The 23,615-nt window shown below is 64.8% G+C and carries 24 protein-coding genes and 2 pseudogenes; 13 read left to right on the top strand and 13 right to left on the bottom strand.

Features of this window, described 5'->3' with window-relative positions; genetic code table 11:
- Window positions 1-5: 5 nt before the first annotated feature.
- Together aroA and F600_RS29715 are read right to left on the bottom strand one after the other, a co-directional pair.
- On the bottom strand, window positions 6-1,268 hold the full coding sequence (gene aroA, locus F600_RS0124305) for a 3-phosphoshikimate 1-carboxyvinyltransferase (RefSeq protein ID WP_026306904.1): 1,263 nt from the start codon (window positions 1,266-1,268) through the stop codon (window positions 6-8).
- Window positions 1,269-1,322: 54 nt separating this feature from the next.
- The gene (locus F600_RS29715) at window positions 1,323-1,907 is read right to left on the bottom strand and encodes a CAP domain-containing protein (protein WP_162141475.1); all 585 of its coding nucleotides are present in this window, start codon (window positions 1,905-1,907) and stop codon (window positions 1,323-1,325) included.
- Window positions 1,908-2,045: 138 nt separating this feature from the next.
- Here F600_RS29715 and F600_RS0124295 point away from each other — a divergent pair, with 138 nt between their 5' ends.
- The 3 genes from F600_RS0124295 (at window position 2,046) to rsrA (ending at window position 3,911) form a co-directional block, all read left to right on the top strand.
- Complete coding sequence (locus F600_RS0124295) at window positions 2,046-2,807, top strand: SOS response-associated peptidase (RefSeq protein WP_018163269.1); 762 nt, start codon at window positions 2,046-2,048, stop codon at window positions 2,805-2,807.
- Between the two features lie 79 nt (window positions 2,808-2,886).
- Window positions 2,887-3,645 carry a sigma-70 family RNA polymerase sigma factor gene (locus tag F600_RS0124290; protein ID WP_370670699.1) on the top strand — a complete coding sequence of 253 codons (759 nt, stop codon included), beginning with the start codon at window positions 2,887-2,889 and terminating at the stop codon, window positions 3,643-3,645.
- Complete coding sequence (gene rsrA / locus F600_RS0124285; protein ID WP_018163267.1) at window positions 3,642-3,911, top strand: mycothiol system anti-sigma-R factor; 270 nt, start codon at window positions 3,642-3,644, stop codon at window positions 3,909-3,911. The genes F600_RS0124290 and rsrA overlap by 4 nt, the downstream gene beginning before the upstream one ends.
- A gap of 54 nt (window positions 3,912-3,965) precedes the next feature.
- Here rsrA and F600_RS32765 read toward each other — a convergent pair whose 3' ends face one another.
- Complete coding sequence (locus F600_RS32765) at window positions 3,966-4,040, bottom strand: 50S ribosomal protein bL37 (protein ID WP_370670700.1); 75 nt, start codon at window positions 4,038-4,040, stop codon at window positions 3,966-3,968.
- A 161-nt stretch (window positions 4,041-4,201) separates the two neighbouring features.
- On the opposite strand from F600_RS32765, the gene F600_RS0124280 reads away from it, so the two are divergent.
- A complete protein-coding gene (locus tag F600_RS0124280; protein WP_018163266.1) occupies window positions 4,202-5,695 on the top strand; it encodes a sensor histidine kinase in 1,494 nt (497 codons plus the stop codon).
- Between the two features lie 74 nt (window positions 5,696-5,769).
- Here F600_RS0124280 and F600_RS29710 read toward each other — a convergent pair whose 3' ends face one another.
- The 3 genes from F600_RS29710 to F600_RS0124265 all read right to left on the bottom strand — a co-directional run bounded on the left by F600_RS29710 (window position 5,770) and on the right by F600_RS0124265 (window position 8,332).
- On the bottom strand, window positions 5,770-6,702 hold the full coding sequence (locus tag F600_RS29710) for a hypothetical protein (protein ID WP_051090904.1): 933 nt from the start codon (window positions 6,700-6,702) through the stop codon (window positions 5,770-5,772).
- Window positions 6,703-6,894: 192 nt separating this feature from the next.
- Window positions 6,895-7,149, bottom strand: coding sequence for a WhiB family transcriptional regulator (locus tag F600_RS0124270; RefSeq protein WP_018163265.1), 255 nt, complete (start codon window positions 7,147-7,149; stop codon window positions 6,895-6,897).
- Between the two features lie 229 nt (window positions 7,150-7,378).
- Window positions 7,379-8,332, bottom strand: a complete 954-nt coding sequence (locus F600_RS0124265; protein WP_018163264.1) for a diacylglycerol/lipid kinase family protein — start codon at window positions 8,330-8,332, stop codon at window positions 7,379-7,381.
- Window positions 8,333-8,412: 80 nt separating this feature from the next.
- Between F600_RS0124265 and F600_RS0124260 the strand changes: the two genes are divergently transcribed.
- The gene (locus F600_RS0124260) at window positions 8,413-8,826 is read left to right on the top strand and encodes a hypothetical protein (protein ID WP_018163263.1); all 414 of its coding nucleotides are present in this window, start codon (window positions 8,413-8,415) and stop codon (window positions 8,824-8,826) included.
- On the opposite strand, the gene F600_RS0124255 is transcribed toward F600_RS0124260, so the two are convergent.
- Window positions 8,820-9,416 (bottom strand): acid phosphatase, encoded by a 597-nt coding sequence (locus F600_RS0124255; RefSeq protein WP_018163262.1) that lies wholly within the window; start codon window positions 9,414-9,416, stop codon window positions 8,820-8,822. The two genes, F600_RS0124260 and F600_RS0124255, sit on opposite strands and share 7 nt — an antisense overlap.
- Before the next feature lie 151 nt (window positions 9,417-9,567).
- On the opposite strand from F600_RS0124255, the gene F600_RS0124250 reads away from it, so the two are divergent.
- On the top strand, window positions 9,568-10,344 hold the full coding sequence (locus F600_RS0124250) for a ParA family protein (RefSeq protein ID WP_026306903.1): 777 nt from the start codon (window positions 9,568-9,570) through the stop codon (window positions 10,342-10,344).
- Here the strand turns inward: F600_RS0124250 and F600_RS32760 are convergent.
- The 3 genes and pseudogenes from F600_RS32760 to F600_RS0124240 form a co-directional block, all read right to left on the bottom strand.
- Window positions 10,325-11,539 (bottom strand): annotated as a pseudogene (locus F600_RS32760) (DUF4153 domain-containing protein); the annotation flags it as partial. The gene F600_RS0124250 and the pseudogene F600_RS32760 sit on opposite strands and share 20 nt — an antisense overlap.
- A 336-nt stretch (window positions 11,540-11,875) precedes the next feature.
- A pseudogene (locus F600_RS32755) lies at window positions 11,876-12,865 on the bottom strand (HAMP domain-containing sensor histidine kinase); the annotation flags it as partial.
- Complete coding sequence (locus F600_RS0124240; protein ID WP_018163259.1) at window positions 12,862-13,545, bottom strand: response regulator transcription factor; 684 nt, start codon at window positions 13,543-13,545, stop codon at window positions 12,862-12,864. The pseudogene F600_RS32755 and the gene F600_RS0124240, both read right to left, overlap by 4 nt.
- A 105-nt stretch (window positions 13,546-13,650) precedes the next feature.
- Here F600_RS0124240 and F600_RS0124235 point away from each other — a divergent pair, with 105 nt between their 5' ends.
- Both F600_RS0124235 and F600_RS0124230 read left to right on the top strand, forming a co-directional pair.
- Entirely contained in the window at window positions 13,651-14,151 is a 501-nt protein-coding gene (locus F600_RS0124235; protein ID WP_018163258.1) for a gluconokinase, read from the top strand.
- Window positions 14,148-15,536: a GntP family permease gene (locus tag F600_RS0124230; protein WP_018163257.1), complete on the top strand. Its 1,389-nt coding sequence runs from the start codon at window positions 14,148-14,150 to the stop codon at window positions 15,534-15,536. The genes F600_RS0124235 and F600_RS0124230 overlap by 4 nt, the downstream gene beginning before the upstream one ends.
- 15 nt (window positions 15,537-15,551) lie before the next feature.
- Here F600_RS0124230 and F600_RS0124225 read toward each other — a convergent pair whose 3' ends face one another.
- Complete coding sequence (locus F600_RS0124225; protein ID WP_018163256.1) at window positions 15,552-16,760, bottom strand: Rv3212 family protein; 1,209 nt, start codon at window positions 16,758-16,760, stop codon at window positions 15,552-15,554.
- Window positions 16,761-16,769: 9 nt separating this feature from the next.
- A complete protein-coding gene (locus F600_RS0124220) occupies window positions 16,770-18,395 on the bottom strand; it encodes a DEAD/DEAH box helicase (protein WP_018163255.1) in 1,626 nt (541 codons plus the stop codon).
- 218 nt (window positions 18,396-18,613) lie between these two features.
- Here F600_RS0124220 and F600_RS0124215 point away from each other — a divergent pair, with 218 nt between their 5' ends.
- A complete protein-coding gene (locus F600_RS0124215) occupies window positions 18,614-19,288 on the top strand; it encodes a ferritin-like fold-containing protein (protein ID WP_018163254.1) in 675 nt (224 codons plus the stop codon).
- Window positions 19,289-19,346: 58 nt separating this feature from the next.
- Window positions 19,347-19,580, top strand: coding sequence for a DUF3107 domain-containing protein (locus tag F600_RS0124210; protein WP_018163253.1), 234 nt, complete (start codon window positions 19,347-19,349; stop codon window positions 19,578-19,580).
- On the opposite strand, the gene F600_RS0124205 is transcribed toward F600_RS0124210, so the two are convergent.
- Window positions 19,581-20,243 (bottom strand): TetR/AcrR family transcriptional regulator, encoded by a 663-nt coding sequence (locus tag F600_RS0124205; protein ID WP_026306901.1) that lies wholly within the window; start codon window positions 20,241-20,243, stop codon window positions 19,581-19,583.
- Between the two features lie 111 nt (window positions 20,244-20,354).
- On the opposite strand from F600_RS0124205, the gene F600_RS0124200 reads away from it, so the two are divergent.
- From F600_RS0124200 to F600_RS0124190, 3 genes are all read left to right on the top strand, one after another.
- Window positions 20,355-21,242, top strand: a complete 888-nt coding sequence (locus F600_RS0124200) for a DUF3152 domain-containing protein (protein ID WP_245541618.1) — start codon at window positions 20,355-20,357, stop codon at window positions 21,240-21,242.
- A 130-nt stretch (window positions 21,243-21,372) separates the two neighbouring features.
- Window positions 21,373-22,545: an adenylyltransferase/sulfurtransferase MoeZ gene (moeZ, locus tag F600_RS0124195; protein WP_040632313.1), complete on the top strand. Its 1,173-nt coding sequence runs from the start codon at window positions 21,373-21,375 to the stop codon at window positions 22,543-22,545.
- A 125-nt stretch (window positions 22,546-22,670) separates the two neighbouring features.
- The gene (locus F600_RS0124190; RefSeq protein ID WP_245541617.1) at window positions 22,671-23,546 is read left to right on the top strand and encodes a TIGR02569 family protein; all 876 of its coding nucleotides are present in this window, start codon (window positions 22,671-22,673) and stop codon (window positions 23,544-23,546) included.
- The last annotated feature ends 69 nt before the right edge of the window (window positions 23,547-23,615 follow it).

Below are 23,615 nucleotides of genomic sequence, written 5' to 3'. Positions count from 1 at the left end.
TTCGATCATCCTTGGAACATTCCATTCCACAGGTCGACGAAGGTCGGCAGAGTCTTGCTGGTCGTCTCGATGTTCTCGACGTCGACGCCGGGTACCCGGAGGCCGATGATCGCGCCCGCGGTCGCCATCCGGTGATCAGCGTAGCTGTGCCAAACGCCGCCATGGAGTGGCTGCGGTGTGATGTGCAGGCCGTCCGCGGTTTGGGTGCAATCACCGCCGAGCGCGTTGATCTCGGTGCACAGCGCGGCGAGTCGGTCGGTCTCGTGGCCGCGCAGGTGGGCGATACCGCGCAGCGTCGTCGGACCGTCGGCGAGCGCGGCGAGGGCCGCGATGGTGGGAGTCAGTTCACCGACGTCATGTAGATCGGCATCAATTCCGTGGAGCGACGTGCCGACCACAGTGAGGCCGTCCGAGTCAAGGGAAACGTCGGCCCCCATGTCCGCGAGGATGCCGCGGATCGCGTCGCCGGCCTGGGTCGTCGCCGAGGGCCAGTGCGGGACGGTCATGCGGCCGCCGGTCACTGCCGCGGCGGCGAGGAACGAGGTGGCGTTGGAAAGGTCGGGCTCGATCACCCACTCGCGCGCCTTGATGGGGCCGGGGGATACGTGCCAATTCGAACCGTTGACGTCGACCGAGACACCTGCGTCGCGCAACATCTCGACCGTCATGTCGATGTGCGGTTGGGAGGGCACCTGCGGGCCGACATGCTTGACGTTGACGCCCAGGTCGTAGCGCGCGCCGGCCAGGAGCAGAGCCGAGACGAACTGCGACGAACTCGACGCGTCGATGGTGACACTGCCACCGAGCAAGCGGCCGTGGCCGTGCACCGAGAACGGCAGGTGGTCGCTGTCGATGAGAGCGCCGAGTTCGCGGAGGGCGCCGATGACGGTGCCCATCGGACGCTGGTAGGCCTGCTCGTCGGCATCGAAGGTGACGATACCGTCGGCAAGTGCGGCGACGGGCGGGACGAAGCGCATCACGGTGCCTGCGAGCCCGCAGTGGACGTGTCCGCCCGTCAGAGGATTGGGCCGAACAACGACAGTTGTCGCACTCTCCGGCGCACCGACGTAATCGATACCGATCCCCATCGCGGCCAAAGCCCCGAGCATGAGATCGGTATCGCGACTACGAAGGGTGCCTCGAACCGTCGACTCGCCGTCCGCAAGTGCGGCGAGGACGAGCGCCCGGTTGGTGATCGATTTCGAACCCGGGAGTTCGACCGTGGCAACGATGGATTCGGCGGCCACGGGCGCGCTCCAGAGACTCACGCACCGATCCTTGCGTGGCTGGCAAAACTAATCAACCGACAATGGGCCCATGCGCTAGCCGTTGAAGTCCTGAACCCAGTACGTCTTGCCGTCCGCTCCGACGGCGTAACCGATGCCGATTCCCTTGAAGTTGCAGTTGAGGATGTTCTTACGGTGGCCGGCGCTGGCCATCCAGGCCGCGACGACCTGCTCCGGCGACGTCTGACCCCACGCGATGTTCTCGCCCATGTAGCCCGAGCCGGCGGCTCCGGCGGCGCGCATTCGGTCGAACGGCGTGTCGCCGTTCTGCGAGTTGTGGCTGAAGTAGTTGTTGATTGCCATGTCGCTAGCGTGTCCCTGTGCGACGACGTTGAGGTTGCTTGACGTCGTCAGTGACCCGCAGCCGGCTTTGGCGCGTTCGTTATTGGTGAGGGTGACTACCTTCAACTGATTTCCGCCGGCCGAAGCCATGAAGGAATTCATGTCGAATGGCGTGTCACCCAAGGCCTGGCCAGGGGCCAGAAGAGCTCCAGTTGCGACCGCGGCGCATGCACCGACAGCGGCGAGCGCCCGACGGGAATTGACGCGAAGAACTGAGGCAAACATTGTGAACCGCCCTTCATCGAGCCCGTTGAACTCGAAGTCGTTTGATCGTTTCATGATCATCTCGCAACCGCGTCGAGATATGTCGCGGAATGATCACAATTCTCACAAGTTGATAACAGCTTTATCACTGGTTACACGAGTTGAGTGGGATACGTCACAGCCCTGCGGTAGTTGACATGGCACGATTGAGGCGTGTGTGGACGGTATGCAACCACGGTCGGACCTGCGGATTTGGCTGCTGAACTCGATGCGCTCGACGAGACGGACCCCACCGAAACGCTCCTCGATGTCGAAGCCGGGCCCAACTACAACGTTGCGCCGACGACGAAGGTCCTGGCGGTCGTCGATCGGCACGATCGTGACCATCCGGACGATCCGGCGTCGCGCCGGATTCGCCGAATGCGTTGGGGGCTGATTCCGCACTGGACCAAGGAGTCGTCGCCGGGTGTTCCGGAGCGCGGTAAACCGTTGTTCAATGCCCGCGCCGAAGCGGCCGCGACAACTGCGGCATTTCGGGATTCGTTTACCTCGCGTCGATGCCTCGTTCCGATGGACGGTTGGTTCGAATGGACCGTTTCGAATTCGGGCACGAAAACTCCGCATTACATGCACCGGGCGGACGGTGGCCGGTTGTATGCGGCGGGACTGTGGTCGGTCTGGCGGGGCGGCGCCGGCACGAAACCAGTACTGAGTTGCACGATCCTTACGACTGACGCCGTCGACCGGCTGACGGCCGTGCACAACCGGATGCCACTGCTGCTCGCAGAATCGGAGTGGGCGGCATGGCTCGACCCGGACCATCGTCCGGAGAAGCGTTTGGTCGCCGGAATCGACCCGGAATTGGTCGCCCAAATCGAGATCCGGGACGTCTCGCCGGCGGTCAACAGCGTTAAGAACAATTCGCCTGACCTGCTGCTCCCGGCGGATGACGCAGGTCACGACACACTTTTCTGACCCGCGGGGAACAGGGTCGTACATTGCGGCGTTGCACTACCTGTCCACGGAAGGGAGGCGGAGCGAGGTGCATGGCGTAATGGCAGCGGCGACGACGATGGCGGCAAGCCGTCCTTCAGTGATTCCGCGTGTGGTTGTCCGAGTAGATTTGAAGACCACGCCAACCGGAGGAAATAGTTTGACTAGCGGAGCGCAGCCTGCGAAGCAACCAGAAGACGCTGTCGACGATTCCGGTCGCCCTTCCAAGAGCGCGTCGGCAGATCTTGCCACGCGGTTCGAGACCGAGGCTCTGCCTCTGCTCGATCAGCTCTATGGCGCGGCTCTGCGCATGACGCGCAACCCCGCCGATGCGGAAGATCTCGTCCAGGAGACGTACGCCAAGGCCTACTCGGCGTTCGCGTCGTTCACCGAGGGTACGAATCTGCGTGCCTGGCTGTACCGCATCCTCACCAACACCTACATCAACACATACCGGAAGAAGCAGCGTCAGCCTGCGCAGTACCCGACCGACGAGATCACCGACTGGCAGCTCGCAGCTGCTGCGGAACACACGTCGCAAGGCCTGCGTTCGGCTGAGGTGGAGGCGCTCGACGCCCTGCCCGACGAGGAGATCAAAGCCGCGTTGCAGGCATTGCCGGAGGAATTCCGGATGGCGGTGTATTACGCCGACGTCGAAGGATTCCCGTACAAGGAGATCGCCGAAATCATGGGAACCCCGATCGGAACCGTCATGTCGCGGTTGCACCGCGGCCGCAAGCAATTGCGCGAACTGCTCGCGGATGTGGCACGCGAGCGCGGCTTCAACACCGGACGCTCGGAGCAAGGAGTAACCCGATGAGTGTCGACCACGACCACGACGACATCGACTGTGCGGCGGTTCTCGCGGACATTTCCCAACTCCTCGACAACGAGTGCAGCGAGTCCATTCGCGACACGCTTCGCCATCACATGGATCACTGTGGGCCGTGTCTCGAGGCGTACGGAATCGAAGAGCAGGTCAAGCGCCTGATCGGACGCAAATGCGGTGGTGAGCGCGCGCCGGAGGGTCTGCGTTCCCGACTTCAGATCAACATCCGGTCGCTGACCATTCGCGGCGAAAGCTGAATTCTGGCAAAGAAAAACGCCGGTCTCCCAAGTGGAGGCCGGCGTTCTGACGTCTTAGCTGTTTGGTCGCTTACCGTGGTTGGCTGCGTTTCCCTTACGTGCCTTCTTCTTGCGGCCACGCTTACCCATGAGGTCCTCCTCGCGTCTCGGTCTACCTGCGTTGCACACCATCTTTTCATGTGTGGTTGGCTGGACCGGCATCGGCCATCTTGTCGCCCCGTTCGATTAGTGTTCTAGGCGCCAGCGGCTCGAGCGTCGCGAGCAGTTTTTCCTGAGAAGAGGGAGCGCGGATGGCGACACTGAGTGAGCTCCTCGCCGAACACACTGACCTACCAGGTAAGGCCGTTGACCACCTGCAACGCGTCGTCGGCGACTGGCAACTCCTCGCTGATCTGGCGTTCGCCGATTTGCTCCTGTGGGTCGGCGTCGGTCCAGTCACGTCCGGTAGTGACGTCGTATGTGTCGCACAATGCCGGCCCACCACCGCACCGACCGTGATCCCGGAAGACGCGGTCGGTTCGATCGCGCACTCGAGCGAGCATCCACACGTCATTCGCGCATTGGTGAGTCACGAAGTCGAGTATCTCGGCGCCGAGTGCAAGCGATGCGAAGACTGCACGACCTGCATTGCGATCCCGGTCCGATGCGACGGTGACGTCATCGCCGTGATCAGTCGCGACTCGGCGATCGTGCGCGGCCGCATGAACAGCCCGCTCGAGTCTGCCTATCTGCGGTGCGCTGACGACCTGTGCCAGATGATCGGCGAGGGCACGTTTCCGACGCCGGAAGACCGCGCCGCCACGCACTCCAGCCCCCGTCCGGGCGACGGTTTCATCCGTCTCGACGACGATGGACTCGTCAGTTACGCGAGCCCGAACGCTCAGTCTGCTTATCACCGCATGGGATTCACGAGCGATCTCACCGGTCAGGATCTCGCCGCGCTGACCCGTGCCCTGGTGACCGACCCCTTCGACGCCCAGGAAGTCGCCAACGACATTCGTGCTGCCCTCGCGGGCCGCACGGGACGCCGGATGGAGGTGGACGCCCACGGTGCGACGGTCCTGCTGCGAACGCTCGTTCTTCGGCTCGCCGAGCAACCGGCCGGTGCCGCCGTACTCGTCCGTGACGTCACCGAGGTCAAGCGACGTGACCGCGCGCTGTTGTCGAAGGACGCGACGATCCGCGAGATCCACCACCGCGTGAAGAACAATCTCCAGACGGTGGCGGCCTTGCTTCGGCTGCAGGCCCGGCGAACTGAGAACGAGGAAGCGCGCGTGGCACTCGCCGAGTCCGTCGCACGCGTTCAGTCGATCGCCGCGGTGCACGACGTCTTGTCGATGTCCGTGGACGAAGACGTCAACCTCGACGAGGTCGTCGATCGACTCGTCCCGATGATGTCCGACGTCGCGACCGTCAGTACCCCGGTCAAGATCCGTCGCCTCGGCAGTCTTGGAGTGTTCAGTGCCGAGCGCGCGACTCCGCTGGTCATGGTCCTGACCGAACTCGTGCAGAACGCGATCGAGCACGCCTTCGAACCCGGTGTGACCGGCACCGTGACGATGCGGGCCGAACGTTCGGCGCGCTGGCTCGACGTGGTGGTGCACGATGACGGGCGTGGCTTGCCGGTGGGATTCAGTCTCGAGCGCTCGGACCGCCTGGGACTTCAAATCGTTCGCACGCTGGTGACCGCCGAACTCGGCGGTTCGATCGGCCTGCACCCCGCCGAAGACGGTGGAACCGATGCCGTCGTGCGGGTGCCGTTGGGCCGACGCTCGGGGCGGTAGTTCTTTCTTGGGTGCGTGGCTTGCCGTTGACAGCGCCTGATCAGGTGCTGTCAACGGCAGGCCATGCAGCTGGGCTAGGTAGTCGATGCTCGATCCCGCAACCCATGAATTCCTAGACCTGCCACGGTGACGGCGCAGCGACCCGCTCGCGCAGGTGGCTTCGTAGGTCCGCCAGCATCTGTGTCGGTTGGTCGAGGTCGTCCCACACCCAGCGCACGACGTGCCACCGCCGCGCGCAGGCGGTCCTCGCGGCGCTTCTCGTCGGCGACTACGGCCGACGAATCCTCGCCATGCACGGCCTTGTACTTGAGCAACCCGTCGAACTCGCCGACCAGCCCGAACTCAGGCCAGCAGAAGTCGACTCGAGCGATGAACCGGCCGGCCATGTCGAGAATGGTGATCTGCGATTGGGGCTTGGCGATGCGGAGCCGGTCCATCAGGACCCGGCTGCGCGATTCGCCCGGGCTCTCCGCTCGACCATCGAGGAACGCCAGAATCCGTCGTGCCTGTTCGCTGCGCACGTCCGGAACCGCTTTCACCTGGGCACCCTTGTGGATTCCGGCATCGCCAACCACGACCGCCTGCTCGAAGGGAAGCGACCGGGCGATGTCCAGAACCGTGCGATCGAGTGAGGTGACGCGATAGCCGTCGATCCACGTGACTTCGTCGAGGGTGAGCGGGGCGCCGGAGAACCGGGTGCGCTTAGTCGTGCGGGTCGTTGCTCCGAGCCTGGTGACATGCACGCGGCTGACGTCGGTCCGCCACAGCGGAAGTCCGTGAAGTACCGCGGCCGAGATATGACTGAGAACGGAATCCTCATGGAGCCGCGGAACGCCACCAATGACGACTGTCCGATGTCTGTCCTCAAGGTGCATTGCCCGGAAGTCAGATGCCGGGACGTAGACGCCGCTCCGAATACGGATCAGCTCGTTTCGTGCGGTGGCGGCTTGTAGCCGTTCGTCGGAGATTCCGTCGCGGAGCGCTCGGGCGCGAAAGATCGGTTCCACGCGATGATCCTGCGGGTGTGAGCGCGACGGGACCAAGGTCCGGATCCCACGAGTGCATGACGTGCCGTTGAGAGCGCCTGATCAGGTGCTGTGGACGGCAGGCCATGAAGCTGAGGCGAGGACTCGGCGCAGATAGTTATGACAACGAAGAACCCGGCACGAAATTCGTGCCGGGTTCTACTCGATCGTCAGTTAGACGGTGCTGCGTGCCCGGGTGCGGGAGGTGCGACGCTTGAGAGCGCGACGCTCGTCCTCGCTCATGCCGCCCCACACGCCTGCGTCCTGACCCGACTTGAGGGCCCAGGAGAGGCACTCAGCGGTCACAGGGCAGCGGTTGCATACCAGCTTCGCCTCGGCGATCTGCGCGATCGCCGGACCCGAGGTGCCCACAGGAAAGAACAGCTCCGGGTCTTCGTCGCGACAGATTGCTTTGTGACGCCAGTCCATCCAAATGCTCCTTATTTGCGCGCGCGGGCGCCAGCCTTATGCGACGAGGGTTTGTCGTTCATCGTGTGGATGGGGCTATGGGGTGTTTGTTTACATCCCGGTTAGCCCACGTTTCCACGCGGTTGCTTGTGAATGCTTTCACGAACCAGGGATAAGTCAAGAGGAAAACGGCGCGAGGTGAAGAAGCTCACTAAGTTAGGTTTGCCTACAAAATGGTAACGACAGCGCTCTAACCTGCGGTTTTAGACGGAGCTACGACCGTCAGTGTGTCGGGGACCGCAAAAAACTCGATTTCGGCGCGGTTGTCGATGAAGTCCCCATCGAGCTGGAAGGGCAACGGCCGCGTGGATGACAGGCGCACGCTGTTTACGTTGTCGTCACGCAGGATCTGTTTCGTCGCCGGCCCGCCCGGAAGAGCGAGCATCTGACCCGCCGTGGCCAGGATCGGGAACAGATCCATCGTCCGCAGCGCAAAGACGCCCAGGCCGCTCTCGATGCGCGTCGTGGCGTTGGTGTGGACCGGCAGCAGCCCGAAGTAGGTCCACGGCGAGGTGTTGGAGATGAACGCGAAGAACAGATCCGGTGCGGGTGGATGGCCTGGCCGGTAGATGGTCAGCGACGGCTTCTCGCGGTCGGAGGCGAAGAACGCCCGGAACGCGGTGCGGACGTAGCGAAGCGGATTCGCGGACTTTCCGTGGGCGCGCTGTTGGTCGATGAGCTCGCACACCGCGGCATCGAAACCGAGACCAGCCGCGAAGGTGAACCACTGTGTTTCGGCCCAGCCGAGGCCTACGCGGCGGTCTTCGCCGGCGACGAGCAGGTGCGCCAACTGTTGTGCGGCTTTCCCGGGCGAACTCGGGATTCCGAGTGAGCGGGCGAACACGTTGGCCGAACCGCCGGGGAGGATCGCCAGCATGGGGATCGAAGCGGTCGGGACTTTGCCGTCAACCGGGGCGGGCACCATGCCGTTCACCACTTCGTTGATCGTGCCGTCGCCGCCGTGCACGACCACGAGGTCGATGCCGTCTTTCGCGGCCTGCGCTGCGATCTCGGAGGCGTGGCCCCGGTGGGAGGTCGTGCGGACCTCGAAGTGCACTTTGTCGCCGAGAGCGTGCGCCAGAATTTCACCGCACTTCGCCACAGTCGTGGTCGCGAAGGGGTTGACGATCAGCAGAGCGCGCACGGGGCATCAGCCTAGCGTCCGCCGAGCCGTTTGGTCGCTTCGGAGACTTCGCTCCGGCCCGACACCATTACCCTTGAGGCGTGCCAGATGATCGTGAACTCACCGATTCCGTCGCGACGTCGACGCCGAACACCATCAAGGTGGCCGGCGGACTCGTTGCGCTCGAGGGCGTCGTGGGAGTCGTCCTCGCGTTGGTGCTCGTCATTCGCGCCGCATTTGGCGCCGATCAGACGATCGCGAACGGGGTGGCCGAGGCGGTGTGGTTCATCATCCTTGGCGGAGGCGTCGCGGCGGCTGGTGTAGCGCTGTTCCTCGGTCATCGGTGGGGCCGCTCGATCGCGGTGGTCAGCCAGATCGTGATGCTGCCGGTGGCGTGGATGGTCATCTCGTCACAGCAGCTGCTGTACGGCATCCCGTTGGCACTCGCCGCAGTCGCGACGCTCGTGCTGGTGTTCCTGCCGTCGTCGACGCGTTGGGCTGCCGAAATCTACTGACTGTAAAACGTTGCGTTGAGGGTATGGATCTGGCGCGTCTTCCGCTCGTAGCCCAAGATCGTGCAGCCCGCGGGTGACATCGCAAAGGCGACGCCGCACGAGGGCGGCATTCCGGTCCAGCGCGCGACGAGGACGCGCGAGAAGTGCCCGTGGCCGACGAGGACGACGTCCCGGTCCTCCATCATCGGCTCGAACAGGGTGAGCGCATCATCCGCCCGAGCCGCCACCTCCTCGTGGGTTTCGCCGCCCGGGCACGGGTGGGTCCACACCGTCCAGCCGGGAACGGTCTTTCGAATCTCCTTGGTGGTGATGCCTTCGTACTCGCCGTAATCCCATTCGGCGAGCAGTTCCGTCGTGTGGTCCGGGACCAGGCCGGCGAGTTCGGCAGTCACGATCGCGCGCTGCCGAGGACTGGTGAAGACAATCGGATTGTGCAGGTTCAGCTTGCTCACGGCGAGTCCCGTGGCTCGTGCCTGCTCGATACCCTCCGCAGTGAGCGGCAGATCGGTGCGTCCAGTGTGTTGTCCGGACTTCGACCACTCGGTCTCGCCGTGGCGTAGGAGGATAAGCCTGGGTTTCGAACGCGCCATGCGCCAATGATGCCGGTCGACGACGGCGTGTAGTGGGCCTTTGCTCGGAACGCCATTTCTGTGGAAGATTTGTTTCTGAAGTGTCTAACGGGGCGGACACGCAGTGTGACGGTGATCGCATGTGTCGCTCATCTGCGCGAAGATCGAGGCCGTGACCACGGTACTTGCTGTCGCAAATCAAAAAGGCGGAGTCGCCAAGACCACTACGGTGGCGTCTCTCGGTGCGGCGTTTGTCGCGCACGGCCAGCGTGTCCTGGTCGTCGACCTCGATCCGCAGGGATGCCTGACCTTCTCCCTCGGACATAACCCCGATCGAATCACGAAGTCCGTGCACGACGTGCTAACCGCTGGTGTCGAGGTCAAGGAGGTTCTGCTTGACACCACCGACGGCGTCACGTTGCTTCCGGCGACCATCGACCTGGCCGGTGCGGACGCGGTGCTCCTCATGCGCCCGGGCCGCGAATACAGCCTCAAGCGGGCGCTGGCGAAGGTGAAGGACCAGTTCGACGTCATCATCATCGACTGCCCGCCGTCGCTCGGAATCATGACGCTCAACGGCCTGACCGCCGCGGACGCCGTGCTCGTGCCGATGCAGTGCGAGACCCTCGCGCACCGCGGCGTCGGCCAGCTGATGCGGACGGTCAACGAGGTCAAGGAGATCACCAACCCGGATCTCAAGATCCTCGGTGCGCTCCCGACCCTCTACGACGCCCGCTCGCTGCACACGCGTGACGTTCTTGCGGACGTGACCGACCGCTACGGACTGCCTGTCCTGACGCCGCCGATCCCGCGCACCGTTCGATTCGCAGAGGCCAGCGCGTCTGGTGCGACCGTCCTCGCGGGACGGAAGAACAAGGGCGCGCAGGCGTACTTCGAGGTGGCGGGATCGCTGCTGGGCGAGTTCGGGCTTACTTCGACTGCGAAATAACCGGGCAGGTCGTCGGCTCTGCGGGGAAGTCCCTCGTCGCGTCGACGGCTCGCTCGCGGCCGAGGTTCCAGTCCAGGATGGACTTGGCTGGTTCCGGCTTGTTCACGATGCACTGGGCGATGTTGAGCGGGAGACCATCGATGATGGTCGGTATCGCGTCGTCGCCGAGTGACCGCAGGTAGTCGAGGTCGAGCTTGCCGGTGTCGCGATACCGGTCGATGTTCTGCTGCGCGACCCACGCCTCCGGGTTCGCTGCGCCCATGACCAGGACGAACATCGCACCGGACAACAGCGCTGCCCGCGGCAGCCAGGCCGCACTCTCTCGCTGAATCACGCGCGTCACGATGACGAAGACCAGGATGAGTCCCATCCAGAGTTCGAAGGCGTCGACGAGCATGCGCATGACCGTCCAGCCGTAGGCCTGCTGGTAGACGTGCATCCGGAACAGTGCAGAAGCGACGACCGCCAGCGCGAGCGTGCACAGCAGTCCGATGCCACCGCGCAGCAGCGCGAGGTCTCGCGGTGCCTTACGGCTGATAAGTGCGACCGTGACGAGCGTCAGGAAGGTCGCCGCAGTGAGCTGTCCGAATCCTTGGTGCACATAGTCGGCGTACGTGAGGCCCGTGGTGCGCTGCACGTAGTCGTGCCCGCCCCACATCGCCGTGGCCTGGGCGGCGACGAACGCGGCGAACACCGCGATGACAAATCCCAGCGGTACCGCCCATTCGAACGTCCGGCTCAGTGGTTTGCCCTGGCCGAGCGACAACTTGTCGACGTTCGGTGGGTTGATTGCGACGTAGGTGGCGGCCAGCACGATGCCACCGATGAAGAACCAGATGAAGGCGCGCTGGACGAAGCCGTCGACGTTGATGTCCGGGATGATCGCGTCCGTCCACGATCCGAAGACCGCGTCGCCCGAGGCGAACAGACCACCGAACACGACGAGCAGCAACAACGAGATCGCGACGGTCCGGACCACGGGCCACAGCGACGAGTGCTTGGACAGCGAGCCCAGCGTGCGCCCGAGAAGCGGCAGTCCGCGGATACCCCCGAGGCCCCAGGAGACGAAGGCGGCGACCATGCCCGGCACCGAGCGCGCGGCGGTGAGTCCGGAGGTCGTCAGGATGAGCACGATGAACATGGACAGGACCGCGACCCACTCGGCCGCGCGCAGGGCCACCAACGAGCCGAGCGCCAGGCAGATCGCGGTAAGGACGAGCGTCCATTTCTCACGGCGCCGCTTGGCGACCGTCAGCACGGTCGCCCCGGCCGCGAGGAACACGATGATGTCGGTCAGTCCGAGGCTGTTTCGGAGCGGGTAGAGGATCGCGGCGAGCAAGCCGACGGACGCCGCGGCCAGCAACACCCCGGGGCGCACCCGGCGATCGGTCTCGGGCCACAAGTCGCCGAACAACGAATCCATCGCAGCGTCGTGTTCCGGCTCGGCCGGCGGCGGTGTGGGTGGTGTGGTGACGGCGGAATGCATCGCCGGTTCCTCCTTCGGGATGTGCGCCCTAGGCGCGGGGTTGATCGGCAGCACGGCACGTAGCAGTGCGCCGGTTTCGCTCGGAGCTACGGCAATGGAGCCGCCGTGTAGTTCACACACCCAACTGGCGATTGCGAGGCCGAGTCCGGTGCTGCCACCGGATTCCGTCCACGATCCGAATCGGGTGAAAACGTGTTCGGTGCGATCGGGCGGGATTCCGGGGCCCTCGTCCTGAACCTCGAGAACCCAGCGGTCCGGGTTCTTACGGCCCGCGCGCACGGTCACGACACCGCTGGGTGGCGAATGGCGAACCGCATTGTCGAGCAGGTTCGTGACGACCTGGGCGAGACGGCCGGCATCTGCGGTGACCTCGAGTGAGGGCTCCACGTCGACCGCGAATTCCACACTACGACTCTCCGCGCCACCCGTGCGTGCCTCGGCGACCGCTTGCTCGATGATCGCTTCGACGGACACCGGGACGAGATGCAGTCGGGTCAATCCACCGTCGACCCGACTGAGGTCGAGAAGGTCGGAGACGAGCGAACTGAGACGTTCGGCCTGTGTGAGGGCAGTGTGGAGTGCCGCCGAATCCGGCGATATGACACCGTCGACGAGGTTCTCGAGAAGCGCCTGCTGGGCGGTCAACGGTGTGCGAAGTTCGTGCGACACCGTCGCGACAAGTTGCCGGCGTTGCTGGTCGGACGCGGCGAGTTCGGCGGCCATCGCATTGAACGCCCGGCCCAGCTCACCAACCTCATCAAGAGACGTCGCAGCGACGCGCCGCGAGTAGTCACCCGTCGCCATCACGGAAGTGGCCGCCGTCATCTCACGCAACGGCGAGGTCATTCCGCGAGCCAGCCACTGCGTGACGAAGAGGGCGATGGCCACCGTCACGGGGATCGTCAGCAACGCGGAAACACCGGAACGATCGGCGGCTTCGGCGATCAGTGCCGCGGCGACGATGCTCGCGCCCACGAGAATTCCGAGTTTGACCTTGATCGAGCGGAAGCCGTCGAGCGGGCGGTCGGTATTCATGACTGAACCTCGAACGCGTAACCCACGCCATGCACCGTGCGGACTCGCTGCGGCCCGATCTTCGCGCGCAGAGCCTTGATGTGGCTCGCCAGCGTGCGAGTGCCGGAGGTGTCCGGCCAGCCCCACACCTCGCGCATGAGGTCGTCGTGGGTCCGGACGACGCCGGGTTCCTCGATGAGCGCGACGAGAAGATCGAATTCGAGGGGAGTGAGGTGCACCGGGGAACCGTCGACCTGCACTCGGCGGCTGCTGCGATCGACGGTGAGGCCGTGAATCGTCACGGTCTCGCCAGCGGACGACATGGTTCGCGCACGGTCGACGCGTCGAAGCAGTGCATGCACTCGGGCAACGACCTCGCGCATGCGGAAGGGTTTGGTCACGTAGTCGTCGGCCCCGACGCCGAGCCCGATGATCAGGTCCGTCTCGTCGTCGCGAGCGGTCAGCATGAGGACCGGCACGGCGCGCGTGGCCTGGATGCGGCGGCACACTTCGAGCCCGTCGAATCCCGGCAGCATGACGTCGAGGATCACGGCGTCCGGATTGTGGGTGGCAGCGGCGGTGACCGCTGACGGCCCGTCGAACGCCTGATGGACGACGAACCCCTCGGCGGTCAGGCGATCAGTGAGTGCCTGGTTGATCGTGGGGTCGTCCTCGACGACGAGCACGGTTGCTGGAGGCATACGAGAAGCCTATGAGGCGGGGCACGAAGGCTTCGGGGAGAACTTGTGGAGAACTCGTGAAGAGTTTCGCTGTTTAGGTTGGCTACCAAGGGAAATGATTGACGTATGGCGTCGCAGATAGTGGTCATGGGGGTCTCCGGCTCCGGAAAGTCGACCGTCGGAGCGGCGTTGGCGCAACGTTTGCGGGTGCCGTTCGAAGACGCCGACGACCTGCATCCGGCGGCCAACATCGCGAAGATGTCGGCCGGGCATCCACTCGACGATGACGATCGCCATCCCTGGCTCGAGAAGGTCGGGCAGTGGCTGGCCGACCACCCGGACGGCGGGGTCATGAGCTGTTCGGCGCTCAAACGGAAGTACCGGGATCAGCTACGGCGGCACTGCCCAGACCTCGAGGTATTGCACCTGAGTGGCACGCCGGAAGTCATCGCCGCACGTCAGGCCAGTCGGCCCGGCCACTTCATGCCGGCGTCACTCCTCGCTTCGCAGTTCGCCACCCTCGAACCGCTCGATGCCGATGAGCACGGCGTTGTCATCGACGTCGACCAATCCATCGACACGATCGTCGAGGAATACCTGTCGAAGATCGGACGGGAGAACCGATGATCACCATTCTTGCCGCCGACGCCCCGAAGATCGTCGAGCCGGTAGCCTCATCGTGGCAGCTCATCGCGGCTTTCCTCGCTGGTATCGCGGTCATCGTCATTCTCATCACGGTCGCGAAGTTGCACCCGTTCCTGGCACTGATCTTCGGTGGTCTGACGGTTGGAATCGTGGCCGGCGAGAACCTCACGACGGTGCTCAAGTCGTTCACCGACGGCTTCGGCTCGACCGCGGCCGGCGTCGGCATCCTCATCGCGCTCGGTGCGATGTTCGCCAAATTGCTCGCCGACTCCGGCGGCGCGGACGAAATCGTCGACACCATCGTCGGGGCGGCCTCTCCGCGGGCACTGCCCTGGGCAATGGCGCTGGTCGGAGCCATCATCGGGTTGCCGATGTTCTTCGAAATCGGACTCGTGCTGTTGATGCCGGTCATTTACCTCGTGTCTCGGCGTTCGCAGCAGTCGCTCATCACGATCGGTATCCCGGCACTCGCCGGCCTGTCCGCGATGCACGGGTTCGTCCCGCCGCACCCGGGACCGCTGACCGCCGTCGGACTCCTGGGCGCCGACCTCGGCGTCACGCTGGCGCTGGGTGTCGTCGTCGCGATTCCGACGATCATCGTGGCCGGTCCGCTGTTCGGACGTCTGGCCGGCAAGTGGGTCGTCGTCTCGGCGCCGGACACGTTCGAGGCATCCGACGGAGACGAGGAAGAACGTAAGCGGCCGTCGTTCGCACTGACGATGTTCTCGGTCCTGCTGCCAGTCGCGTTGATGCTCGGCAAGGCCCTGGTCGACATCTTCATCGACGACCAGAAGAACACGGTCCGGCAGGTTTTCGATGCTCTCGGCACGCCACTGATCGCGCTGCTCATCGCAGTGGTGGTCGGGATGTTCACGTTGGGCCGGGGTGCGGGGCTCAGTCGCCATGCCATCATGAAGTCGGTCGAATCCGGACTGCCTGCCGTCGCCGGGATCATTCTCATCGTTGCGGCCGGCGGGGGATTCAAGCAGGTCCTCGTCGACAGCGGAATCGGCACGATGCTGGCTCGATGGGCCGAAGGCGTCTCGATCTCGGTGATCCTGCTGGCGTGGGTGCTCGCCGTGCTCATTCGCCTCGCGACCGGTTCGGCGACCGTCGCCACGATCACCGCGTCCTCGCTCATCCTCGGCTTGGTCGGCGGGATGGACAGCGGTCAGGTGTCGCTTGTCGTTCTCGCGATCGGGGCGGGCTCGCTGTTCTTCTCGCACGTCAACGACGCCGGATTCTGGCTGGTCAAGGAGTACTTCCGCCTCGGCGTCGGGCAGACGATCAAGACGTGGTCGCTCATGGAGACCGTGCTGTCGGTGTTCGGGCTCGGGATGGTCATGTTGCTGGACGTGTTCATCTAGGCCGCGATTCCGAAATCAACGCAGCGCGACGACGTCCGTTCCCCGCTGCTCGACGATCACGTTCCCCGCCACGGCGGTCGTGACGAGCGCGTTCGAATCCCGCTGTACGCGCATGATCCGCTTCTCCTTGCCCGTCTCGGGATCGATGACCGCGATTCCGTCCTTGACGGGGAGCAGCAGGTCGTGGGCCATCAGTGCACCGGGCCCCAAGGCGCCCGCGCGAGACCACCGCACGTCGAGCGTTGTCGTGTCGAGGGCGTAGACGTCCGAACCGCCCCAGACCATGACGACCGAACCTACCTTCGCGGTGACGGGATCGGCGGTGAACGCCGACGGCAGCACCTTCTCGCCGTCCGGCTCGCCCTTCGCATCGAAATAGACGATCCGCGCAGGCTTGCCAGGCTCGGCGATGTAGGCCGCGAACCGATCCGAGCCAGCCGCCAGGAGCCGAACCGTCGCGTCATCGGGATCGACGTCCGGGATGATCGTCGACGCCAACTCCTCTGGTTTCGCCGCATCCTTCGGCGCGGGGTCGAGGATGCTCAGCCGCAGTCCGGCGTCGCTCGCGCAGTCCTCGACCAGCGCCAACTTCGCGCTCGACGACACCGCCGACACCAAGGCACAACCAGTGCGTGGCTGTGCGTTCGACACGTTCTGATCGTCGACGCGGCCGTATTCGAGCGTGCGGACGAGGTCGCTGCGCCACACTTCCATCCGCGTACTGCCGCGGGACACGACGTAGGTGCCGTCGGACGTCAGTTCCACCGGATCGTCGGCGTCGCTGTTTCGCGTGACATCGCGCGCGCCGTTTTCACCCTTGAGCACGATGACGTCGCCGCAACCGAGTGAGTTCCGGTAGACGGCGAGCGTCGATGACCACGTCCCAATGACGTCGCACAGAGGTTCCGGCCCGGCATACCGCCACAGCTCACGTCCGGTGGCCGCATCGTGGCCGACGATCGTGCTGCCGTCTGCGGTGACGACCGAGCCCCGCACGGCGATGGCTGCCGGTGTGCGGGTGCTCTTCGCATGCCACAGCTCGGACACCGCGTCGGGTACCGCCGATGCCGAGGGCAGCGGGGGGAGCGTGGTTTCCATCGGAGTCGAGGTGGTGTTCCGCGAATCGCTCGTCCACCACATCAACCCGACGAAGAGCGCGACCACAACTCCGATCGCAAGCGCTACTGCGAGATCGGTCCGAGTCCGTCGTTCCGGTGCCAGCACGAATGCAGGCTACTCTGCCGACGCGGCAACCGATTCCGTCGAGGCCTCGGCGCCGGGTCCCCGGCCGCGACCACGACGTCGACGACGGCGCTTCGGTGCTCCGGTCGCGTCGCCTTCCTCGGACGGAGCGTCCGCGACTGCTTCTTCCACTTCGGGAGTTTCGGCAGTGGCCGGTGCGGCGTCCCCAGCCGGCTTTCCGGCACGGGTGCGCTGCCGGGTGCGGTTGCGGTTACGCGCCGGACGCTCGGCTGGCTCGGCCTTTTCGCCTTCGGGCTTCGGAGCCTCCGAGGCGGCCTTGCGGAGCCGTCCCTTGGCGTCGGCCGGGATACCGAGGTCGCTGAACAGATGCGGCGAACTCGAGTAGGTCTCGACCGGATCCGGGATATCGAGCTTGAGCGCGTGATCGATCGACTGCCAGCGGGGGATGTCATCCCAGTCCACGAGCGTGATCGCGACGCCGGTCCGGCCGGCGCGGCCGGTACGCCCGATGCGGTGGACGAAAGTCTTGTCGTCTTCGGGGCACTGGTAGTTGATGACGTGGGTGACGTCGTCGATGTCGATACCGCGAGCGGCGACATCGGTGCAGACCAGCACGTCGATCTTGCCGTCCCGGAAGCGGTTCAGCGCCTTCTCGCGGGCGACCTGGTTGAGGTCACCGTGCACGGCGCCGACCGAGAAACCGCGATCGGCGAGATCGTCGGCAACGCTCTGCGCGGTGCGCTTCGTCCGCGTGAAGATCATCGTCGCGCCGCGGCTCTCGGCCTGCAGGACACGTGCGACCAGCTCGGCCTTGTCGAGCGAGTGCGCGCGGTAGATGAACTGCTCGGTGCGGTCGTGAACCGATGACTCGTGCGCCTCTTCGGCCCGGATGTGGGTCGGCTTGGTGAGGAACGTGCGCGCGAGCGTGATGATCGGGCCCGGCATGGTCGCCGAGAACAGCATCGTCTGACGCTTGTCCGGAACCATGTTGAGGATGCGCTCGATATCCGGAAGGAATCCGAGGTCGAGCATCTCGTCGGCTTCGTCGAGCACGAGAACGCCGATCTTGCCGAGGATCAGGTGACCCTGGTTGGCGAGGTCGAGAAGGCGGCCCGGGGTTCCGATGACGACATCGACGCCAGACCTGAGTGCCGCGATCTGCTGCTCGTACGGCCGGCCGCCGTAGATGGCGAGGCTGCGGACCTCGGGCAGGTGCTTGGTCGCATTGACGATGTCTTCGCTGACCTGGAGGCACAGTTCACGCGTCGGCACGATGATGATCGCGCGCGGCGTGCCGTCCAGCGGGGCAAGTGCGCCGCTCGCGGTGCTGATCCGGTGCAGCAACGGAACGGCGAAACCGAACGTCTTGCCCATGCCCGTGCGGGCCTGGCCGATGAGGTCCTCGCCGGCGAGTGCGAGGGGGAGTGTCAGTTCTTGGATCGCGAAGGTGCGCTCGATGCGCATGTCGGACAGCGCGCGGACGATTTCCTCGCGAACGCCCAGCTCAGCGAAGGTGGGGGTGGTGTGTGTTTCATCGAACTCGGCTTCGAGAACCGGGGTTCCCTCAGCGTCTGGCGTGGTGTCCAGAACCTCGGTCGAAATGGCGATCTTGCTCAGCGTTCCTGGCCTTCCTATGGGTGCGCGCTCGCTGGGCAAAAGCGGGGCTCCGACTTAAGGGAGCTCACCGATTCGCTACATCCAAAAAAGGCGTGCGCGCGCAATGACGTGGGGGCGCTGAGTGATCTGCGAATCTCGACTGGCCGGTAGTAAGAAAACAGACCAGGTGAAATACAGGAAAACCGCAGCGTAACCCCGCCTGCATCCTATCGTGCCATTGTCTGGAACTTCGAAGAGACCCGATAGGCTCACTGACCATGACAGCTGAACAGGCGACCGGCCCGCAGATTTCGACCGAACATCCGGGCATCGCGGACCTCTTTGCTGTCCTTGCCTACGGCGAGGTTTCGGCCTTCTATCGCCTGGCTGAAGAGGCGCAGCAGGCCCCGTCGCTGCGTGGCCGAGTAGCGGTCGCGAAGATGGCGGCCTCGGAGTTGTCGCACTTCACCATGCTCGAGAAGGCCATCGCCGAACGCGGTGGCGACGCCCTTTCGGCGATGGAACCGTTCGTCGCCGCGATCGACGACTACCACGCCGCGACGAACCCTTCGACGTGGGGCGAATCGCTCGTCAAGTTCTACGTCGCCGACGGACTTGCGGCCGACTTCTACGCGGAGATCGCATCGGCGCTGCCGAAGAAGGTCGCCGCCATCGTGCGTGAGGTCCTCGAAAGCACGGCGAGCTCGGAGTTCGTCATCGAAGAAGTTCGTGCCCTCGTCGAGAACGACACCGCCGAGCGCGATCGTCTGGTTCTGTGGGGCCGCCGTCTGCTCGGTGAGGCCGTCACTCAGGCGCAGATGATCATGGCGCAGCGGATGGAGTTGACCGAACTCCTCATCAGCGCGACGGGCGACCTCAACAACATCGTCCGGCTGTTCGACCGCATGGAATCGGCCCATAGCGAACGTATGGTCACGCTTGGGTTGGGCTGACCTAGTCCTGGGATAGCCTGACTGGCGTACACACCAACGTCGTCAGGAGGGGCTTCTCGTGGAGGTCAAGGTCGGTATTTCGGAGAGCCCGCGCGAGCTCGTCATCTCGAGCATCCAGACTCCCGAAGAGGTCGAGAAGATCGTCTCCGCGGCACTGTCCGGCACGGGCGAGGGCGTGCTGTCGCTGACCGATGAGAAGGGTCGCAAGTACCTCATTCAGGCCGGAAAGATCTCGTACGTCGAGATCGGACCTGCCCACGGTGGCCGCGTCGGATTCGCGCCGGTCTCCTAGTTACTGCAGCGCGTGGCCGGGGTGCTGCAACGGCACCCGGGCCATGCCACCCCAGGCCAGCAGGACTGTCATGTCGACCGCTTCGTTCTTGGTGATGGGGCGGTCCGCGTCTAGCCACCAGCGAGCGGTCTGCTGGCTCATACCGACGAGCGCCTCGGCGATGATGCGAGAGCGGGCGGCGTCGAGGCCCGAGTCTTCCGAGATCAGGCGGAAGATCTCGTCTCCGCAGGCGGTGAGCGTTTCATCGACGCGCTTGGACACCGTCGGTTCGCTGCGGATATCGGATTCGAAGACCAGACGGAATCCCTCCGACTCGTGGTCGACGAACTCGTAGTAGGCCGCGATCGCGGCGCGAATGCGCTCTCGGTTGTCGGTCGTCGAGGCGAGGGCATTGCGCACGCCGCTCAACAAGCTGTCGAGGTAGCGCTCCTGGACCGCGATGTAGAGGTCGAGTTTGCCCGGGAAGTGTTGGTAGAGAACAGGCTTGCTGACTCCGGCGCGTTCGGAGATCTCATCCATCTGGGCGGCGTGGTAGCCCCGCGTCACGAATATCTCAGTGGCGGCGGCCAGCAATTGGTTACGACGCTCCTCGCGAGGAAGGCGACCACCCTTGCGTTGCGTGTTCCCCGGCTCCGAAAACATTCGGTTGCCTACCTCTGTCACGCGCAATCGTCCCGTCGACTCAGGCCGCTCGAGACTCTTCGAGCGGGGTTTGTCCATGATAACCGCGTGGCTGGTGGTCCGGTTCGGGCGGCGACATGACATTCTGTGTGGGTGACCGACCTCGACCCGTCGCCGACTGAGACGCCGCGAAAGGGATGGCTGCGCCGGAACATCGATTTGTACGGCTGGCGCATTTACGCGATCCCGGTTCTCGCCGTGGTGACGCTCTTGGTCCTCGCCGACACGCTGTGGGGCAGCTCGGACGCAAAGAAGAATGGGACGCCGCCGCCGACCGTTGTCGCGGCCAAGGAAACCGGCATCATCGGCCCGAAGGCGGACGGGCCCTTCAACCCGGCAACGCCGTCGTATGCCTTGCCAGACGGTGCCTCGTTCGAGGTGTTCGGTGATGGCACCTGGCACACCGTTCCGGGCACGACAAAGCAGGTCGGCGGTGGACACGTCTTCACGTACATGGTCGAGGTCGAAGACGGCAACGACACCACTGCGTTGGGTGGCGATGAGAAGTTCGCGAAAATCGTCGACGACACTCTCGCGGACCCCAAGAGTTGGACCAAGGACAAGAAGTTCGGATTCCAGCGTATCGACAGCGGTACACCCGACTTCCGCATCTCGTTCGCCGCGCAGACCACTGCGCGCAAGATCTGCGGCTTCGACGTTCCGGTCGACACCTCGTGCTACGACCAGGACAACAACCGAGTCGTCATCACGGCGCCGCGATGGGTTCGTGGTGCGGTCGCCTTCGACGGTGACATCGGCGCATACCGTCGGTATGTCATCAACCACGAGGTCGGACACGCGATCGGGTTCCACCAGCATGCGCCGTGCGATACCGACGGTGGCCTCGCGCCGGTCATGATGCAGCAGACGTTCGGCACCGCGAACAACGAGGTCTACAACCTCGACCCGGCCGGCGTCGTGCCCAAGGATGGCAAGGAATGTAAGCCGAACGCCTGGCCGTATCCGGTCCCGGCGAAGTAACCGCGGTTTGGCTCGCCCCGGCGTCTGCGTGACAATGACCGGGAAGTTTGCGCCGCACTTATGCGTTGATCTCAAATGAAACGCGCGGTTACCCGTATGGGCGTTGCGACATCGCTGTGAGGAGCCCTCAATGTCATTGCCACCGTTGGTGGAGCCAGCTGCCGAGCTGACGCGGGATGAAATCGCCCGCTACAGCCGTCACCTCATCATTCCGGACATCGGTGTGGTGGGGCAGAAGCGGCTCAAGAACGCCAAGGTGCTGGTCATCGGTGCGGGCGGGCTCGGTTCACCCGCTCTGCTGTACCTGGCCGCGGCTGGGGTCGGCACCATCGGCATCGTCGAGTTCGACGTCGTCGATGAGTCGAACCTCCAGCGTCAGGTCATCCACGGCGAACCCGACGTCGGCCGGCCCAAGGCGGAGTCGGCTCGCGACTCGATCCGGAATATCAACTCGCTGGTCAACGTCGTGCTGCACACCGACCGGCTCGAGCCCGAGAACGCGGTCGAGCTGTTCGCGCAGTACGACCTCATCCTCGACGGCACGGACAACTTCGCCACGCGCTACCTCGTCAACGACGCTGCTGTCCTGGCCGGCAAGCCCTACGTGTGGGGCTCGATCTACCGGTTTGAGGGTCAGGCATCGGTCTTCTGGGAAGCCGCGCCGGACGAGCAGGGACTGAACTACCGCGACCTCTACCCGGAGCCGCCGCCGCCCGGCATGGTCCCGTCGTGCGCCGAGGGTGGCGTGCTCGGTGTGCTGTGCGCATCGATCGGCTCGATCATGGTCACTGAGGCGATCAAGCTCATCACCGGTACCGGCGAGCCGCTGCTCGGCCGTCTCATGGTCTACGACGCGCTCGAGATGAGCTACCGCACGATCCGGCTGCGCCGCGATCCCGACCGCCAGCCGATCACCGAACTCATCGACTACGAGGAGTTCTGCGGTGTCGTCTCGGAGGAGGGGCAGGCCGCCGCAGCTGAATCCACGATCACGGCCCGCGAACTCGACGAGATGGTTCGCTCCGGCAAGGACATCGCGATCATCGATGTGCGCGAACCCGTCGAGTGGGACATCGTCCGGATCCCGGGCGCGACGCTCATTCCCAAGGACCGCATCCTCTCGGGTGAGGCCCTTGCGGAGCTCCCTCTCGACAAACCCATTGTGCTGCACTGCAAGACGGGAATCCGGTCGGCCGAGGTGCTCGCCGCGGTGAAGAAGGCGGGCTTCTCGAACGCATCGCACCTGCAAGGTGGCGTGATTGCGTGGGCAAAACAGGTCGATAACACTCTGCCTGTTTATTAGTCACCTTCGCGCGTCTCCGGGCGCGTGCGGTCTCGCGGACTCTTACGTTTTCATGCATGCCGACAGCAGGTCCGGTGATCCCGGCACCTGCTGCATCGCATCCGAGCATGAGGGGTTGGGATTTCGTGACCACAGCAGCAAGCCTTTCCACGACAGTTGCACCGCCGGAACACGTGCGGTCGACCTTCGGGCTGCGCGGCGTCGAGCCAGAGCCGCTGGGGCTGGACTGGGACGGCGGCTGGCGCTGTGGGGATGTCGTGCTGACGCCGGTCGCGGACCACGCTCGCGCTGCCTGGTCGGCGAAGGTGCGCGAGGGCCTGCAGCTCGAGGGGGTTCGCCTGGCTCGACCGGTTCGTTCGACTGATGGTCGATACGTGGCGTCGGGTTGGCGCTGCGACACGTTCATCGAGGGCACTCCGGAGCCGCGCTACGACGAGGTCGTCTCCGTCGCGAACCGCCTGCACGCCGCGACGGCGGGCCTCGAACGTCCCCGCTTTCTCGCGCAGGGTCCGCTCGCGCCCTGGATTCAGGTCGACACGTTCGTCGCCGCAGATCGAGCTGCCTGGGACAGCCAGCCGATGCGGGTGATGCGCGGAATCGCGCCGCCGGAGACGCGTTCGCCGGACACCGCCCGCAGCGTCGACGCGATCGTCCGCCTGGCGTCGCTTCGCAAACCGATCAAGACGCCACCGCAGCTCGTGCACGGCGACCTGTTCGGCACTGTGCTGTTCACCGGCACGAGCACGCCCGGAATCACGGACATCACACCGTATTGGCGACCTGCGCCGTGGGCTGCCGCCGTTTCCGTGGTTGACGCGCTGTCGTGGGGCGGCGCCGACGACGGACTGCTCGAGCGTTGGGAAGAGCTGCCGGAATGGCCGCAGATGCTGCTGCGCGCGGTCATGTTCCGGCTGGCGGTGCACGCCATGCACCCGCGCTCGACGCCGGAGGCGTTCCCGGGGCTGCAGCGCACCGCAGATCTTGTGCGCTTGATGCTTTAGAAAGCGTCCGCCAACGCGCTCGAGTCTGCTCGAATAGTCTGGGTTGCAAGTAGATCAGCCTGCGTCACC

Origin of the sequence: Smaragdicoccus niigatensis DSM 44881 = NBRC 103563 (genome assembly GCF_000380645.1) — a bacterium.
GTDB classification, from domain to species: Bacteria; Actinomycetota; Actinomycetes; order Mycobacteriales; family Mycobacteriaceae; genus Smaragdicoccus; species Smaragdicoccus niigatensis.
Note: the sequence above shows the minus strand (reverse complement) of the source record. Positions and strands in the feature narration are given on the sequence as shown.